Source organism: Paraburkholderia sp. SEWSISQ10-3 4 (assembly GCF_030464785.1).
In the GTDB taxonomy this organism is placed as follows: domain Bacteria; phylum Pseudomonadota; class Gammaproteobacteria; order Burkholderiales; family Burkholderiaceae; genus Paraburkholderia; species Paraburkholderia aspalathi.
Map to the genome: position 1 here is coordinate 73366 of NZ_JALPRI010000016.1, position 16120 is coordinate 89485.

At 61.2% G+C, this 16120-nt stretch carries 12 protein-coding genes; 3 read left to right on the plus strand and 9 right to left on the minus strand.

Features of this window, described 5'->3' with window-relative positions; translation table 11 throughout:
- Positions 1 to 234: 234 nt before the first annotated feature.
- The gene (fusA, locus tag M0D68_RS25450) at positions 235 to 2286 is read left to right on the plus strand and encodes an elongation factor G (RefSeq protein WP_266225708.1); all 2052 of its coding nucleotides are present in this window, start codon (positions 235 to 237) and stop codon (positions 2284 to 2286) included.
- A 63-nt stretch (positions 2287 to 2349) separates the two neighbouring features.
- Here the strand turns inward: fusA and M0D68_RS25455 are convergent, their stop codons facing one another.
- The 3 genes from M0D68_RS25455 to betC form a co-directional block, all read right to left on the minus strand.
- Positions 2350 to 3498, minus strand: a complete 1149-nt coding sequence (locus M0D68_RS25455; protein WP_093644417.1) for a porin — start codon at positions 3496 to 3498, stop codon at positions 2350 to 2352.
- Between the two features lie 325 nt (positions 3499 to 3823).
- On the minus strand, positions 3824 to 4777 hold the full coding sequence (locus tag M0D68_RS25460; protein ID WP_266225710.1) for a choline ABC transporter substrate-binding protein: 954 nt from the start codon (positions 4775 to 4777) through the stop codon (positions 3824 to 3826).
- Positions 4778 to 4817: 40 nt separating this feature from the next.
- A complete protein-coding gene (gene betC, locus M0D68_RS25465; protein ID WP_266225712.1) occupies positions 4818 to 6359 on the minus strand; it encodes a choline-sulfatase in 1542 nt (513 codons plus the stop codon).
- Between the two features lie 152 nt (positions 6360 to 6511).
- On the opposite strand from betC, the gene M0D68_RS25470 reads away from it, so the two are divergent.
- On the plus strand, positions 6512 to 7426 hold the full coding sequence (locus M0D68_RS25470; protein ID WP_266225714.1) for a LysR family transcriptional regulator: 915 nt from the start codon (positions 6512 to 6514) through the stop codon (positions 7424 to 7426).
- Positions 7427 to 7592: 166 nt separating this feature from the next.
- Positions 7593 to 8468 carry a formyltetrahydrofolate deformylase gene (gene purU / locus M0D68_RS25475; RefSeq protein WP_256458061.1) on the plus strand — a complete coding sequence of 292 codons (876 nt, stop codon included), beginning with the start codon at positions 7593 to 7595 and terminating at the stop codon, positions 8466 to 8468.
- A gap of 85 nt (positions 8469 to 8553) precedes the next feature.
- Here purU and M0D68_RS25480 read toward each other — a convergent pair whose 3' ends face one another.
- From M0D68_RS25480 to M0D68_RS25505, 6 genes are all read right to left on the minus strand, one after another.
- The gene (locus tag M0D68_RS25480; RefSeq protein ID WP_093644425.1) at positions 8554 to 9411 is read right to left on the minus strand and encodes a glycine betaine ABC transporter substrate-binding protein; all 858 of its coding nucleotides are present in this window, start codon (positions 9409 to 9411) and stop codon (positions 8554 to 8556) included.
- Between the two features lie 136 nt (positions 9412 to 9547).
- On the minus strand, positions 9548 to 10816 hold the full coding sequence (locus M0D68_RS25485; protein WP_266225716.1) for a hybrid-cluster NAD(P)-dependent oxidoreductase: 1269 nt from the start codon (positions 10814 to 10816) through the stop codon (positions 9548 to 9550).
- A 33-nt stretch (positions 10817 to 10849) separates the two neighbouring features.
- A complete protein-coding gene (locus tag M0D68_RS25490; protein WP_054038716.1) occupies positions 10850 to 12160 on the minus strand; it encodes an SRPBCC family protein in 1311 nt (436 codons plus the stop codon).
- Between the two features lie 73 nt (positions 12161 to 12233).
- Positions 12234 to 13025: an electron transfer flavoprotein subunit beta/FixA family protein gene (locus tag M0D68_RS25495; RefSeq protein ID WP_266225719.1), complete on the minus strand. Its 792-nt coding sequence runs from the start codon at positions 13023 to 13025 to the stop codon at positions 12234 to 12236.
- On the minus strand, positions 13022 to 14200 hold the full coding sequence (locus tag M0D68_RS25500; protein ID WP_266225721.1) for an electron transfer flavoprotein subunit alpha/FixB family protein: 1179 nt from the start codon (positions 14198 to 14200) through the stop codon (positions 13022 to 13024). Before M0D68_RS25500 ends, M0D68_RS25495 begins: the two co-directional genes overlap by 4 nt.
- 4 nt (positions 14201 to 14204) lie before the next feature.
- Positions 14205 to 16118: a (Fe-S)-binding protein gene (locus M0D68_RS25505; RefSeq protein ID WP_266225723.1), complete on the minus strand. Its 1914-nt coding sequence runs from the start codon at positions 16116 to 16118 to the stop codon at positions 14205 to 14207.
- Positions 16119 to 16120 lie beyond the last annotated feature (2 nt).

The following is a 16120-nucleotide window of genomic DNA, read 5'->3' on the forward strand; positions in this document are numbered from 1 at the left end:
CGTCTGAGGATCGCGCCGGCTTTGCAGCAGGCTGCGCATAACTTCCACCGGACGATTCAATTTTGCGCCTCGTTTGACGCTGGCGAACACGCATCGGCCTTGCCGTCAACACGTCCCGGCGAATCAGGTATTCGATGGCCGGTCGCTTAAGGGTCAGCACTGATGGCGTCGTATGGCACACCGGTCCGTTTTCGCCAATAATGGCCCCACATCCACTACTGGACGAGGGCGGCCATGCATTACAGCCCCGACGCCATCCGCACCATCGCTCTGGTCGGCCATGCAGGATGTGGCAAGACATCGCTTGTCGAAGCCCTGCTCCATCAGGGTGGCGAATTACGCGCGCCCGGCAGCGTGGAACGCGGCAACACGGTCTGCGATTTCGACCCGCTAGAACGCAAATATCACCACTCCCTGAACTCCGCGGTCGCCCACCTGCACTACCGGGATACCCGCGTCTATCTGCTGGATACGCCCGGCTATCCGGACTTTTCCGGGCTGTCGATCAGCGCCCTGCCCGCTGTAGAAACCGTCGCCATTGTCATCAATGCACAGACCGGCATCGAAATGACCACTCGGCGGATGATGGCGTGGGCGGAAAAACGCAAGCTCTGCAGAATGATCATCGTGAACGGTATCGATCGCGACAAAGTCGATCTTCCGGAGCTTCTGACGCAAATCCAGGAGGCCTTCGGCAAGGAATGCCTGCCCATCAACTTACCGGCGCAGAACGGCAGCCAGGTGGTGGATTGCTTTTTCAACCCCGCGGGCGACGCCGACTTCCTGTCTGTTGCGGCGGCGCACAATGCGCTGGTCGATCAAGTGGTCGAGATCGATCCCGCTTTGATGGAACTTTACCTGGAGCAAGGCGAAGCCATCAGCCCGGAGCAGTTGCATGAGCCCTTCGAGCGTGCGTTGCGCGAAGCGCATCTGGTGCCGATCTGCTTCACGTCGGCAGCAAACGGTGCTGGCATCGCGGAATTGCTCGACGTGTTCGTCCGGCTACTGCCCAATCCCATGGAAGGCAACCCGCCCCTCTTCTACCGCGATACCCGCGGCCGCCAGGAAGTCGTGCGTGCCGAACCGGTCGCCGACAAGCATGTATTGGCCCACGCCTTCAAGATCGTCGTGGACCCTTACATCGGCAAGATGGCCGTGTTTCGCGTCCATCAGGGCACGATCAGGCGGGACAGCCAGCTCTATATCGGCGACGCACGCCAGCCGTTCAAGGTCGCCCATCTGATGATGCTGCAGGGCAAGGAACACGTGGATGTCCCACAAGCCGGCCCAGGCGATATCTGCGCCACGGCCAAGATCGACGAGATCGGTTTCGATGCCGTGCTGCACGACGCCCCCGAGGACGGCAACATCCACCTGACTCCGCTCGATTTCCCCACGCCAATCTACGGACTGGCGATCGAGCCTGCGCGCCGCGGCAACGAGCAGCGCCTCTGGGAGATTCTGCAAAAGTTGAGTGCGGAAGATCCATGTCTGCGCATCGACCACCCGGTCGGCACCAACGAGACGGTGGTGCGCGGGCTGGGCGAGTTGCACCTGCGCCTTATGCTGGAGCGGCTATCCGAGCAGTACAAGCTGGACGTCGTGACGCGCCCACCGAAGATCGCCTATCGGGAAACCATCGGCGCAAAAGCTGAGGGGCACCATCGTCACAAGAAGCAAACCGGCGGCGCCGGGCAATTCGGCGAAGTGATGCTACGCGTGGAGCCTCTGCCGCGCGGTACGGGGTTCGAGTTCGTCGACGCCGTCAAGGGTGGCGCCATCCCTGGGCAGTTCATGCCCGCCGTGGAAAAAGGCATTCTTCAGGTTATCGATAGCGGGCCGCTGGCCGGCTTCCCGATGCAGGACGTACGAGTCACCGTCTTTGACGGCAAGAGCCATTCAGTCGACTCTAAGGAAGTGGCGTTCGTTTCCGCCGGGCGCAAGGCCTTCATCGATGCGGTGCTGAAAGCTCAGCCCGTTCTGCTGGAACCTATCGTGGACATCGAGGTGATGACGCCTGAAGCCGCAATGGGCGACATCATCGGCGACCTGTCCGCCAAGCGCGGGCAAGTCCATGGCACACGCTCGGCCGCGGGCAACGCCGTGGTCGTCGCAGGCCAGGTGCCATTGTCCGAACTCAACGACTATCAGTCGCGGCTGAACGCCATCGCAGGCGGGCACGGCAACTACAGCATCCAGCTCAGCCACTACGATCCGGTACCTCCCGCCCAGCAGGAGCGGATGGCGTCGCAACACAAGAAACAGGGCGACGGCGCGGCGCAGTGAGTGTTGCACCTGTGTCCCAGGCGCGCTGGCTGGCACTCGAGTGCCAGCCCCGTCGCAGATGCCTCAGAACGAATGCCGCATCCCGATCCGTACATCAGACTGCGTATTCGACGACGACGGCGTGAAGCTGTAGCCGATCACCGCATTCACGCCATTCGACGCACGCAGATAGTCGCCGGAAACATACACATCAGTACGTTTGGACAACAGATAGTGCAGTCCGAGCGAGCCCTGGTTCCAGTGATTGCCTTCGAAGGCCGTGTGTTGATAGCCGCCGTACAGCGATAGCGCAGGCGTGAAGTTATACGACGCGCCTCCTTCGTAAACCTGCATGCGCGAGGTCTGCCCGAAGCCCTTGATCGTCGTGTACGTAAAATCGCCGGTGATCATCAGGTTGCCGATCGTATACGCGGCGCCGATCGCGAACGCACCTTGTTTATCCACCGGGAATGCCGAGGAGCTATACAGATCGGTCACCGCGCCAGTGGCCGGATCGACGGAAACGGTCGGCTGGCCGAGGAAGGTGTGCGTGCCGATCATCGCGTACGGGTCGAACGCATAAATGCCGAACGGATTGTTCAACTGCGTATAAGCAACACCCATGTTGAATGGACCGTGGTCATAATGCGCGCCCACACTCCATGCGCTCTTCTGATGGAAGTCGCCGGCGGTGTTACCGAACGAGTACATGCCGCCGAAGGTGAAGCCGGCAAAATCGTTCGACAGGAACTTCACCGAGTTCGGCAGACGGTCGCCGTTCATCCGGTCGAAGTCGCCCTGGTGAATCGCGTAGCCGCTCGCCCACGCGGAGATGTTGTACAGAAAGACAAACTCTTCGGTCATATCGAGCTGATTGCCGAACGAGAAAGTCCCCCAAGAGTTCTTGATGCCGACATACGCCTGGCGCCCGAATTCAGCACCACCGAACGCATATTGCCCATTGCCCAGGTGAAAACCCGATTCGAGCACGAAGACCGCTTGCAAGCCGCCGCCGAGATCTTCCACGCCTTTGAAGCCGATCCGGTTGCCGTACGAAATGCCGTCGTCGAATTTGAACTGGTGTGCGCCGCCGGCGTTGTTCACGTAGGTGATGCCGGCGTCCAGAATCCCGTACAAAGTGACGCTGCTTTGCGCATGGACCGCCGTCGGTGCGCATACCGCGCTTGCCGCGAGGGCGAGTCCCGAAAGACTAACGGCATTTTTCTTCTTCATCTAGTTCTCCCCTGCTCTTTGCCTGCGTATTTCGTTAGATAAAGCGATCCCTGCTGCGGGCTGTCTTCCAACGCGCGGCGCTTCTCGCATGACGGGCAGTTCGAAATCGGCTGAGACTGATTGAAACGGATTGAAGCTCACTAACACTGACCTGGCCAGCTAACCCTGAATTAGCCGGCCAGGCTGATCGAAGCTATCGGCACTGCGTACGATCACCTGTATGTCTGCATCGACGGGTCAAGAATAAGTGTCCAGATTTAAGATGATTCGACCGGATGCGACATGAATCTGTCGAGTAGCGACCTCGTAGTCAGGAATGCAGGAGTTATTTCACACCGAGTGCGGTTTGCACCGCTTGCAAACCATTGGCGCCGCTGGCGGTGTTCACGCCGTCGAGCCATGACTTCAGCAATTCGGGGTGGCGTTTGAGCGCTTCGGTGGCGGCCGTGTTGACACCGGTCTTCTTCTCGAGCACCTCGGTGATCACGCCGTTTTCCAGATCGACGTTGAACGTGAGTTGCCTGAACAGGCGGCCGACATTCGGACACTGCTCAGCGTACCCGCTACGCGCAACGGTATTCACCGTGGCGCCGCCGTAGTTCGGCCCGAAGTACTTGTCACCGCCGTCGAGGTAAGTCAGCTTGAACTTCGTGTTCATCAGATGCGGCTCCCATGCAAGGAACACGATCCATTTTTTCTCACGCACCGCGCGGTCGACCTGCGTGAGCATGCCGGTTTCGCTCGATTCGACGAGCTTCCAACTGCCGAGCCCGTATGCCTTGTCGTCGACCATCTTCTTGATGTTCTGATTGGCCGGCGCCCCCGGTTCGATGCCATAGATCTTGCTGTCGAACTTGTCGGCGTTCTTCGCAAGGTCCGCGAACGAATGCACGCCCGCGGCCGCCACGTAGTCGGGCACCGCGAGCGTGAACTTCGCATTGCTCAGATTCGGATGCACAACCTCGATCGATTTCTCGTCCTCGAACGGCTTCACGACCGGTGCTTGCGCCGGCATCCAGTTGCCGAGAAACACGTCGATCTGGCCTTTCTTCAAGCCTTGATAGGTGATCGGCACCGACAGGTTCGACACGTTCTGATGGTAGCCGAGCGCCTTCAACAGCACACCGGTCATCGCATTGGTCGCGTCGATGTCGGTCCAGCCGGGCCCCGCCATGTTGACCTGCGTACAGGACTGCGGCTCGGCAGCCACGGCAAAGGTGGCCGCCGCGCACAGCAGCGCAACGCCGGATACAGCCTGTTTGAAGAGCTTTTTCATCATGTCGGCTTCCTATAGATGGGTTGAATCGTGAGCGGAGACGTCAGCGCGTTACAGCGGGAAAACGCGCCATCGCTTCGAGCGTGTCGAGGTCGATGTGATTGCGCATGTAACGCTGGCTCGCATCGACATGCGGCTGCCAGTCCCATGACGCGACCGTGCCTTGCGTCGTCGTGGCCTCGAAATGAAAACGGCGGCGGCGCTGGCTTTTCAGTACTTCGTTGTGCAGCGCGGCGAGGTCCCAGCGTTGCGCGATCTCCTCACGAAATGCTGAGACCTGTGATGCATATTCGGCGCGCGCGGCGAGGTTCTCGCGTTCGAGCGGGTCCAATGTTACGTCGTACAGCTGATCAGGATCGGTCGGCGTGTGAATGAATTTGAAGCGTCCGCGTCGCAGCATCACAATCGGCGCTATAGCGCCTTCCGCCAGGTATTCGCCGATCGCTTCGTCGTGGCCAGCTTGTGTGCCGTGCAGATGCGGTACGAGACTTTGACCATCGAGCGAATCCGGCCAGCTTGCAGGCTGCTCGCCGCGCGCCATCTCTACTAACGTGGGCAGCAGATCGAGATGCGACACCGACTCGTGCACACGATGCGCGTCGAACTGCTGCGGCGCATGAACGATCAACGGTACGCGGCAGCCTCCTTCGAAGAACGTCATCTTGTACCAGAGCCCGCGCTCGCCGAGCATCTCGCCGTGATCGGACGTCACCACGATAACGGTGTCTTTCGCGAGCCCTGACTGTTCGAGCGCCTCGAGGATCGCACCGAACTGGTCATCGACGTAAGAGATCGCGCCGTAATAAGCGCGTCTTGCATTGCGGATCTGCTGGTCGGTCGGCGGCGTGTGGTCGGTTTCGCATACGTGGCGCAGGCGCTTCGAATGCGGATCAGTTTCATCGAGCGAATCGCGATGCGCGGGCAGATCGATGTCTTCATCCGCATACATGTCCCAGTACTTCCGCGGAATCGCGTACGGGTCGTGTGGATGCGTCAGCGAGGCGACCATGCAGAACGGCCGTGCATCTTTGCCTGCATGCCGCTCACGTGCGATATCGAAGAGCTTCTGGCGCGTGGTGAACGTGACTTCATCGTCGAAGTCCAGTTGGTTCGTGCGCACGCACGGACCCGCGTCGATCACCGAACTCATGTTGTGGTACCACGTGGGGCGCGTTTCGAAATCGTCCCAGTTCGGAGTCCAGCCAAAATCGGCTGGGTAGATGTCGGTTGTGAGCCGCTCTTCAAATCCGTGCAGTTGATCGGCGCCGCAGAAATGCATTTTGCCGGACAGGATCGTGCGATATCCTTCTGCGCGAAGATAGTGCGCGAAAGTCAGCGTTTGCGACGGAAACTCTGCTGCATTGTCATACGCACCGATCGCAGACGGCAGCTTGCCCGATAAAAAAGAAAAGCGCGACGGTGCGCACAATGGACTGGCGCAATACGCCGAGTCGAATACCACGCCCTGCTTCGCGAGGCGATCGAGATTGGGGGTTTTCGTTAGACGATGCCCGTATGCGGCAAGCGCAAACGGCGTCATCTGGTCGGCCATCAGAATAAGGATATTCTGTTTCGTGTCATGCATTGGAGCGTGCCTCGAATAGAATCGCAAATAGGGGTGCGGGTGTCGTTGCAAGCGGAATAACCGGTGTGCCGGTCCTCGCGTGAACACCACTATTGCCGTCCAATTCGCCGCTGTGAAGACGGCAAATCGTTATGTGCCTATAAGGGGGCCTTATGTCGAGGCAGGATCGCTTGCCGCCGATGCAGGCGTTGACGATGTTCGAATCCGCAGCGCGTCTCGCGAGCTTCACGGCGGCTGCACGCGAACTGGGCTCGACGCAGCCAGCGGTTAGTCAGCGTGTGGTACAACTCGAAGAAGCACTCGGTGTGCCGCTGTTCGAACGCGGCCATCGCGGCGTCACGCTGACGGAAGATGGTGTGCGCCTCTTCGAAGCGGTGCGCAACGCCCTCGACACCATCCGCCTCGCCACCACCGAGATCCGCGCGCGGCGCACGCCGCAAGCGCTCACGCTCTCCACTGACTTCGGTTTCGCGACCTACTGGTTGATGCCGCGGCTTTCGCAATTCAAGGCGCTGATGCCGGACGTCGACGTCAAGATCATCACGTCGCAGAGCGTATTCGATCCATCGCACGACCAGGCGGACATTGCGATTGCGTTCGGCGATGAGGATGCAGACCTGAGCGCGCGCGGTGCGCTCAAGCTATTTCCTGAGCGTGTCACGCCGGTGTGCAGTCCGGCTTTTCTCGCGGCGCATCCGGAATTGCACACGCCGTCGGACTTGTTGAGCTTGCCGCTGCTGCATCTCGAACCCACTCAGCCTGCACGTTGGTTGTCTTGGGTCGACTGGTTCGCCGCGCAGGGTCTGGATGCACCGGCCGCTCATCGCGGCATCACATTCAATAGCTTTACGCTCGTGGCCCACGCGGCGATCATGGGCCAGGGCATCGCGCTCGGTTGGGCGCCACTGGTCGACGAACTTCTTGCCACGGGGCAACTCGTCGAACTGTTCGACACGCCGGTGGTGACGGAACGCGGCTATCTGCTCGTCACGCAGCGCGCGGCGACACCGGCGGTCAGCGCGTTCCGCCAATGGCTGCTTGGCGAATGTGGCCTCGATGCTGAGTGAGCACGGCAAGCCGTCAATGCCATGCACCACCGCCCCACCCTCCCCTGACGCTCCCATTCCAGCGCGACGGCGGTTAGCTTCTATCCCCCTGTACCGCTGATTTGCTCTACTGCGATGATGCATGCCGCGCCCCGCGGCGTTGCCCTATTGCCTAAGTGGAGAGCGCATGTCCGCCGATTCCCGTCCCGATCAACTGGTTCTCACGGTCGCCTGTCCTAGCGCGGCGGGCCAGGTCGCCGCCGTCGTCGGCTTTCTCGACCGGCATCATTGTTATATCGACGAACTGACCGTTTTCGATGACGACCTAAGCGAGCGCTTTTTTGTACGCTGCGTGTTTCATGGCGTCGATACCAACGAGACCCTGCACATCGCGGCACTCAAGCGAGAATTCCAATCGATCGCCGAGCGCTTTCAGATGACATGGGCGATGCACGACGTCAGCACGCGGCCGAAGGTGCTGATCATGGTGTCGAAACTCGAACACTGTCTCGCCGATTTGCTGTTCCGCTGGCGCATGGGCGAGCTGAAGATGGATATTGTCGGCATCGGCTCGAACCATCACGATCTGGAGCCGCTCGCGCAGCAGCACGGCTTGCCGTTCCATCATCTGCCGATCAGCGCCGATACCAAACCCCAACAGGAGGCGCGTTTGCTCGATCTGTTCGAAACCTCAGGCGCCGAGTTGATGATTCTTGCGCGCTACATGCAGATTCTTTCCGGCGAAACGAGCCGTGCGCTCGCGGCACGTGCGATCAACATCCACCATTCGTTTCTGCCTGGCTTCAAAGGCGCCAAGCCTTACCACCAGGCACATGCGCGTGGCGTAAAGCTGATTGGCGCAACCGCGCACTTCGTCACCGACGATCTCGACGAAGGTCCGATCATCGAGCAGGTCGTGGAGCGCGTCGATCATTCATACAGCCCGGAGCGGCTGCTGGCGACGGGACGCGACGTCGAATGCATCACGCTCGCGCGGGCCGTGAAGGCGTTTATCGAGCGACGGGTGTTTATCAACGGCGATCGGACTGTCGTTCTGCAATAAAAAAAACGCCGCTGAAAAGCGGCGTTCTCTATCGTACGAGTTGCCGCTCTAAACAAGCGGCAACTCACTCACATCAAATACGACATCACTTCACCCAGCTATCCACACGATCGCCGTGCGCGCTGATCCACGCATCGGCAGCCGCCGTCGGCTTCTCGCCGTTCTGCGTCGCCAGCATCACGCTGTCGATCTCGCCCGGTTTCCATTGAAACTTCTTGAGGAACGCGACGACCGTCGGCGCCTTCGTCTCCAGTCCAGGATTGACGACGCTATCCACGTGCTCCGCTTCGCCGAACACCTTCTTCGGATCCTCGAGGAATTTGAGCTTGTACTTCGCGAACATCCAGTGCGGCTTCCAGCCAGTCACGATGATCGGCTTGCTCGCCGCTTCCGAGCGCGCCAGTTCAGCGGTCATCGCGCTGCCCGAACTCGGCATCAGCTGATAGTCGAGCCCGTATGCCTTGATCGCTTCGCTGGTTTTCTGCATCACGCCCGCGCCGGCATCGATACCGACGATACGCGAGCCGAATTCCGTTTTCTTCGCTTCCAGATCGCCAACGCTCTTCACGTCGGCGTTATCCGGCACGATCAGGCCGATCTTTGCATCATTGAAATTGGCACCCAGGTCGACGACTTTGTCCTTGAAGTTGTTCCAGTACGCGCCATGCGTGACCGGCAGCCATGCGGACAGCGTCGCGTCGAGGTCGCCGCGCGCCACGCCTTGCCACATCACACCGGCCGCGACCGGCACGAGCTGCACCTGATAGCCGAGGCGCTTTTCGATCACGCGCGCAGCGACATTTGTGGTTGCAACGCTGTCGTCCCAGCCTTCCACATAGCCGATCTTGATGGTCGGCTTGGTATCGGCCGACACACTCACGCTGCTTGCCGCCAGCGCCGCGCTCAACGCGCTCAACACGAATATCTTTTTGATCAGTCTCATCGCCGTTCTCCCGTTTGCCGTCAAACTACCCATTGAGCATTTAGAATCGCCAACCAGAATTGCCGGGTAGCGTTGTTTTCCGACATCCAGTTGTCCGCATGCGACTTCGACCGAAAGTCCAGGCGCCGCTCTTGTCTTACTTATCGACGACGAGATCGCTCAACGGCTTGCTGCAGCACAGCAGCACCATGCCCTGATCGATTTCGCGCTGACGGATCCCACCGGCGTGTTTCATGGCGACTTCACCGGACACCAGCTTCACCTTGCAGGTGCCGCACATACCCTGCGTGCATGAGGACGGGAGCCGTATGCCGGCCTTCTTCGCCGCGTCGAGTACATGCTGGCCGCTGCCGCATTCGATCTCGCGATTACTTTTGGCGAAGCTCACCTTGAACGTCGTTTCTATTTCCACCGGCGTGACCGGCACCTGCGCGGGTGCAAACCCAGCCGCGTGCTCACGCGCTTCGACAAAGCTCTCCGCGCTAGCTGTGGGCGCCTGCAACGCATCGGCGACATGCGCGGTCGTCAATTGTGCGGCCACTTCACTGATCGTCTCGAACGAGAAGCTTTCCTCGTGGTAATGGCTGCGATCGAAGCCGCCTTCATCCAGCAGATGACGGACCGCTTGCATGTACGGCGCCGGACCGCAGGTGAAAATCTCACGATCGAGAAAATCCGGCGCGATGAGTTTAAGCAGCGGCAAGGTCAGAAACCCGGTGACACCAGGCCAGTTCGTGCGCGCACCAACCCGCTCGCAGACAAACGCTGTGCGGAAATTGGCCTGATTCGATGCAATCAGATCGAGTTCACGCGCGAAGATGATGTCGTCCGGCGTGCGGGCACTGTGCACGAAGACGATGTCGCTATCTTCCCCGAGCTCGTGATGCGCGCGGCTCATCGACATCAGCGGCGTAACACCCGAACCCGCCGACAGGAACAGAAACTTACGCGCCGGATGCCGCGCACAGGTGAACTCGCCGGACGGCCCCAGCACACGAACCTGCGTACCCGCGTGCAAATTGTCGTGCAGCCAGTTCGATACCTTGCCACCCGGCACGCGCTTCACGGTGATGGAAATGGTGTGCGGACGCGTGGGCGGCGAGGAGATCGTATAGCAGCGATTCACGGCCTCGCCGTCGATCTCCAACTCCAGCGTGATGAACTGTCCCGGCTCGAACACGAACGCCCGTTCGGACGGTGCGCGAAAGAAAAAGCTCTTCACGTCGTGCGTTTCCTGACGGACCTGGCAGCACACCAGCGTCTCGTCGGTATCGCTGTTCCAACGCGCCGGCAACGTCTCCCAGAACCTCGGTTGCGTCACCCGGCTCGAAGTTTCGCGGCTTGACACCTCGCGGTTTGGAGCCGGCTCGGGGCTGAGCTGAAGCGTCGCCTGATCGCGCATCATTATTTTCTCCCGCTCCTGGTTGCGGTATCGCGCTCAGCGCATGAAAGACACGACTTTTTCGCCGTGCGAAACCGGCGTATCGCCGGCATCATGGGTTTGGGGCGCATTGCTGAATTCCGCAATACGGCCGATGTACCACTCGCAGAACTTCTCGACGAGGCCTTCGGTGAACGGCGAGTACGGACCCGGTTCGTAGGCGCTGCTGGTCGCGCCGCGTTGCGAATACTCAACAAGCGCGCGATCCTGGTCATTGGTGGCGCGCCACACGGCCGTGAGATTGTTCACGTCGTAATCGATGCCTTCGCGCGCATCCTTGTGGACGAGCCATTTGGTGCGCACCAGCGTCTTACCCGCCGACAGCGGAATCACCGAGAAGCTGACGATGTGGTCGCTCATGAAGTGATGCCACGAATTCGGTTGCGTCCAGAACGAGAGGCCACCGAGGTCGGCCTGCTCGAAGCCGCCAAGCAACTTCTTCGAGGCCACCTTCGCGTCCATGGTCTGCGATTCGCCGTCGCGATCGAGCGGCAGGCGTTGCGTGCGGAAGCCCGTCACCAGATCCGCCAGGCGGTCGATTTCCGCCGACGGCAGTTTCATCGCCTCCCATTGCGCGGTACGGCGCGCCACGGTCTCTTCGAACGCGGCCATGCCTTCTTCATTGGCGGGCGTGCGCTGATACCCAAAACCGTATTCGTAAAGCGAAATCGTCAGCTCGGGATGGTTCGCAACGCAGTGATAGCACTCGCGATTGTTCTCCATCGTGAGCTTCCAGTTGCCCTCTTCGATGATATCGATCGTCGCTGCGACCTTGCAGCCGGCGAGATCGTGCGGCAGCAGGTACGGCTCCATCGCGGCGCGCATCACCGAGAAATCAGCAGGCGGTTCATCAGCGAGACAGATGAAGATCAGACCGGCAAGATTCTGGAGGTGCACCGCTTTCAGGCTGTGCTTGCAGCGGTCGAACTGGTCGCCCATATGCTCGGCGAACATCAGATCGCCGTTCAGGTTGTAGGTCCAGCTGTGATACGGGCAAACGATATTGCCGAGCGAACCCTTGTCCGTATTGCACAAACGCGCGCCACGATGGCGGCAAACGTTGTGAAACGCCCGCACCTGCATGTCGTCGTCGCGTACGATCAGAATCGAATCGTTACCGATTTCCACCGTGATGTAGTCGCCCGGCTCCGGTACATCCGGTTCCACCGCGACCTGAATCCAGTGCTTGCGGAAAATCGCCTCCATGTCGAGCGCGAAAATTTCCTCGCCCGTATAGAACGGCGCTTCCAGCGTGTGATTCTTTTTGCGGCGTTCGATCATTGCGCGAACGTCTGCCGAAACTTTCATTGTGTGCTCCGTTGCATGTCACGTCTGGCGCTGCGCCAGGCCCTCCTGGTCGCATGCTCGCCCGAACCGGAAATCAGTAATCCACGAGTTGATGCTCGCGCAAATACGCGAGAATCACTTGTGCTTTTTCGACGGAACTCCCTTCAATTACGACGCTGCCCCCGCGGCTTTCGGTCGTCGTCGCCGAGAGCATGCGGGCGTGGCCCGAGCGCTTTTCGGCGGCGACGAGGCGCACCGGTTTGGCGGTTGCCGGACGGATCGTCCAGGCGGGTTCGTTGGGGTTGGCCGCGGCCGGGCGGCCGGACGCAGCTGTCGCGACCGGACGGATCGTGCCTTCGCGCAGCCGTGCATAGGCGTAGCTCGGCGCCGTGTTGGCCATCGGATGCACGGCGATCAAGGCCGGCAGCCGCACTTCGACGCGGCGGCGCAAGCCTTTCGGCATGAATTGCCGGACTTCTGCGCAGCCGTCGCGAATCGTCAGGTCAACCGCTGCGCCGACCAACGGCATCTCAAGCGCACTCGCTACTTGATACGGCAACATGCCGCTATCGAAGGCGCCTTCCGCGCGGGTGCCGGTCAATACAAGGTCGTAGCCTTGCAAACGCGTGGCGAGCGGTGCTATCGCATCGCCCTGGAATTCAGGCGTTGCCGGAACCTCCAGCACCTCGACGGTGCGCGCACCGAGCGCGAGATATTCTTTGAGCGCCGGATTCGACGGATCGCCCGCGTGCAATACGTCGAGCGTCACGCCGTGTGTTTTGGCGAGCGAGAGCGCGATCGTCAGCGCGGCGGCGTCGTTGCGGCTGTAGCGCGCCGTGCCGCTGACAGGGTGCCGCCCCACGGAAACCAGTACGGCGATTTTCATGCAAGCGCTCCTTCCGCAACAGCCGTTGAATTCAATAGCGCAGCCCCCGTGCCGCGTGCCGTGCGTGCAGCCTCCGCGGCTTCATTCAGCGCCGCGATGGTTTCCTGCGCGTCGGCGATGACGGTCAGATTGGCGCGTTTGGCGATTGGCGCGCTGGCGTCGAGATTCACGGCGATCACGTGCCGGCAATCCTTGATGCCCTGCAGATGCTGAACCGCGCCGGAAATGCCGAACGCGATATAGACGCTCGCCTCGACCGTCTTGCCGGTGGCGCCAATCTGCTTGTCGCGGGTGAACTTGCCGTCGTCCACGGCGACGCGGCTTGCGCCGATCGCAGCGCCTAACGTGGCCGCAAGACGCTCGAACGCGGGCACATCGCTAACGCCGTTGCCCGCCGAAACGATGAAATCCGCTTCTTCGAGCGCGAGTTGGGCGGCGTCGATGTCCTCGATGCCAAGATCGCGCACGACGCCTTTGGACGATGCCGGTTCGCCATCGAAACGCCACACCACTCGCTCGCCCGCCCCCAAAAACGGCAGTTTCGGATCGACCGCGTTCGGTGCAAGCAACACGACTTCCGGCAGTGCGCGTACGGCGAACGCCGTATTCGTCTGAATATAAGCAGCGACATGGTCCGCATCGATCTCGACGACATGCGTCGCGACACTCGCGTTCGCGGCGGCCGCGTAACGGCGACCGAGGTCGCCGTCGCCGGTCGCGTTGTCGGGCAGGAAAATATGCGCCGGTGCATAGGCCGCGACGCACGCGGCCAGTGCGTTCAATTCGTCGAGCGGCGCGAAAACGCGGCGGTCGAACATCGGCAACTCGATCAGCTTGTCGGCACCCAGCGCAGCGGCGTCGCTGCTGAACTCACCGAATACGAGCAGTACGACTTCAGTGGTCGCATCCGCGATCAACGCGGCGGCGGCCAAGGTCTGACGCGCGTGATCATCCAGCGCGCCGCGGTCCGCGTGAGCAGCCACCAGCAGCACGCGCTGCGCTGCAGCCGTCGTGCGGCGCGGTTTTGCGTGCTCGCGATGCGCCGACCCCGTCGAGCCATGCGCCGCCAGTTCCGTCGAGCCGGCAACAGCCGTCACGCCGAGCGTAATGCGCCTGAGCCCGTCGGCCGTAATCGTGAACGGCCGGCGCGGATCGATTCGTTTGAGATTGTTCATGGCGTTACTCCAGCGCCGCTGCAACCAGTTCGGCGACGTCCAGCACTTCCGGACGCGGGCCGACCACGCCTTCGAGCATCGCCGTGCAATTCGGGCAACCCACCGCGACGATTTCAGCGCCGATCGTGCGGGCGTCGTCGACACGGATGTCCGGAATGCGTTTTTTCCCGGGGATGTCAGTCAATGGCGCACCACCGCCGCCTCCGCAGCAACGTCCGCGCAAACCATTTCGTTCCATCTCGACCACCTTGATACCGATGGATTTCAGCAAGCGGCGCGGCGCTTCCGTCTCACCGTTATAGCGGCCCAGATAGCACGGATCGTGGTACGTGATCTTGCGGTCCGCGAACGCAGCGACCGCCTTCGGCGACAGCTTGCCGCTCGAAACCAGTTCTTCGATCAGTGCCGTGTGATGCTGGACCTCGTAGAAACCGCCGAGTGCGCGATATTCGTTGCGCAGGCTGTGCAGCACGTGCGGATCGGCGGTAACGATCTTGCGGAACGAGTACTGCGAGAGCGTGCCGATCAGCCGTTGAGCGAGTTGCTGGAAGGTCGCTTCGTCGCCGAGGCGCCGTGCGGTGTCGCCGGTATCGGTTTCGACACCACCGAGCACCGCGTAGTCGATCCCTGCCCGGTTCAGCACCTTGATCAGCGCACGCAGCGTGCGCTGATAGCGCATGTCGAATGCGCCTTCACCGGCGATTAACAGCACGTCCACCTGCCGGCCCGGTTGTGCAACCTGTACTTGCAGATCGACTGCCCAGTCGTAGCGCGCGCCGATGTCGTAGCCGTTCGAACTGCCGGTTTCGCGCAGATTGGCGAGCGTGATCGGACCTTTGCCCGGCACGCTGCCTTCGACCAAGGTCTGGTTGCGGCGCATATCCACGATCGCGTCGACGTGCTCGATCAGCATCGGGCACTCCTGTACACAGGCGCGGCAAGTGGTACACGACCACAGCGTGTCGGCTTCGATCAGGCTCGATACGAGCGGTTTGCCCGGCGCGCCACCGTGTTTGCCGACCGGAATGCCAGGCGTCGGGCTGCCGGCATAAGCTTCGTCCGTGCCACCGACCATGCCCGTGACAAGATCCTGAATCAGCTTCTTCGGATTGAGTGGCTGCCCGGCGGCAAACGCGGGGCACGCTGCTTCGCACTTGCCGCATTGCACGCAGGCGTCGAAGCTCAGCAACTGGTTCCAGCGGAACTCGACCGGCTTGCCTACGCCGTATTCCTTCGCGTCGAGGAGCGGCACCTTCAGCGCAGTCGGCGGCACGACATCGTTATCGTTGCGCTCGGCAAATCGCTCCTGACGTGGATGAAACGCGAGGTGCAGCAACCCGGCGAGCGCATGCTTCATCGGACCGCCGCGAGCCGCGCCGAAGGTCATCGTGAACGCGCCGACTGCGATCAGCAACGCGACGATAATCGCCAAAGCACCCGACATCGCCGCGGCCGGCAGCGCAATGAAGAGCGCCAACCCGAGCGCGAACGACCCAAGCAGCAGCGGGAGATGATCCCAAGGCCCGCGCGAGAGCCGTGCCGGCACCGCCTTCGCGCCATGCCGCCGACGCCAGACGAACACCGCGCCGACCAGCATCACCAGCGCCGCTAGAAAGATCAGCTTGTCGAGCCACGGCGAGTAGATCGCAAGACCGTAGTTGACGAACACCAGCGCCATCGCGAGGATCGCTCCGCCCGCCGTCGCGACGTGCGTCTTCGCGATGTACGGGTCGCGAGCGACCACATGGTGCAGGTCGACAAAATAGCGCTTCGGGATCGCCAGCAGATTGGTCCAGCCGTACGCGCCCGCCGCCGTGGCGCGGCCTTCACGCCAATAGGCAGCGCGTTTGGCGAGCGCGAACGCGAGACCTGCCACCGACAACCACAGCAGGACAGTGATGACAAACACGGGGCTCATCG

Bases quoted from the DNA above. Each gene is read 5' to 3' on its own strand.
- fusA (WP_266225708.1), top strand. From the start codon at position 235: ATGCATTACAGCCCCGACGCCATCCGCACCATCGCTCTGGTCGGCCAT.
- M0D68_RS25455 (WP_093644417.1), bottom strand. From the start codon at position 3,498: ATGAAGAAGAAAAATGCCGTTAGTCTTTCGGGACTCGCCCTCGCGGCA.
- M0D68_RS25460 (WP_266225710.1), bottom strand. From the start codon at position 4,777: ATGATGAAAAAGCTCTTCAAACAGGCTGTATCCGGCGTTGCGCTGCTG.
- betC (WP_266225712.1), bottom strand. From the start codon at position 6,359: ATGCATGACACGAAACAGAATATCCTTATTCTGATGGCCGACCAGATG.
- M0D68_RS25470 (WP_266225714.1), top strand. From the start codon at position 6,512: ATGTCGAGGCAGGATCGCTTGCCGCCGATGCAGGCGTTGACGATGTTC.
- purU (WP_256458061.1), top strand. From the start codon at position 7,593: ATGTCCGCCGATTCCCGTCCCGATCAACTGGTTCTCACGGTCGCCTGT.
- M0D68_RS25480 (WP_093644425.1), bottom strand. From the start codon at position 9,411: ATGAGACTGATCAAAAAGATATTCGTGTTGAGCGCGTTGAGCGCGGCG.
- M0D68_RS25485 (WP_266225716.1), bottom strand. From the start codon at position 10,816: ATGATGCGCGATCAGGCGACGCTTCAGCTCAGCCCCGAGCCGGCTCCA.
- M0D68_RS25490 (WP_054038716.1), bottom strand. From the start codon at position 12,160: ATGAAAGTTTCGGCAGACGTTCGCGCAATGATCGAACGCCGCAAAAAG.
- M0D68_RS25495 (WP_266225719.1), bottom strand. From the start codon at position 13,025: ATGAAAATCGCCGTACTGGTTTCCGTGGGGCGGCACCCTGTCAGCGGC.
- M0D68_RS25500 (WP_266225721.1), bottom strand. From the start codon at position 14,200: ATGAACAATCTCAAACGAATCGATCCGCGCCGGCCGTTCACGATTACG.
- M0D68_RS25505 (WP_266225723.1), bottom strand. From the start codon at position 16,118: ATGAGCCCCGTGTTTGTCATCACTGTCCTGCTGTGGTTGTCGGTGGCA.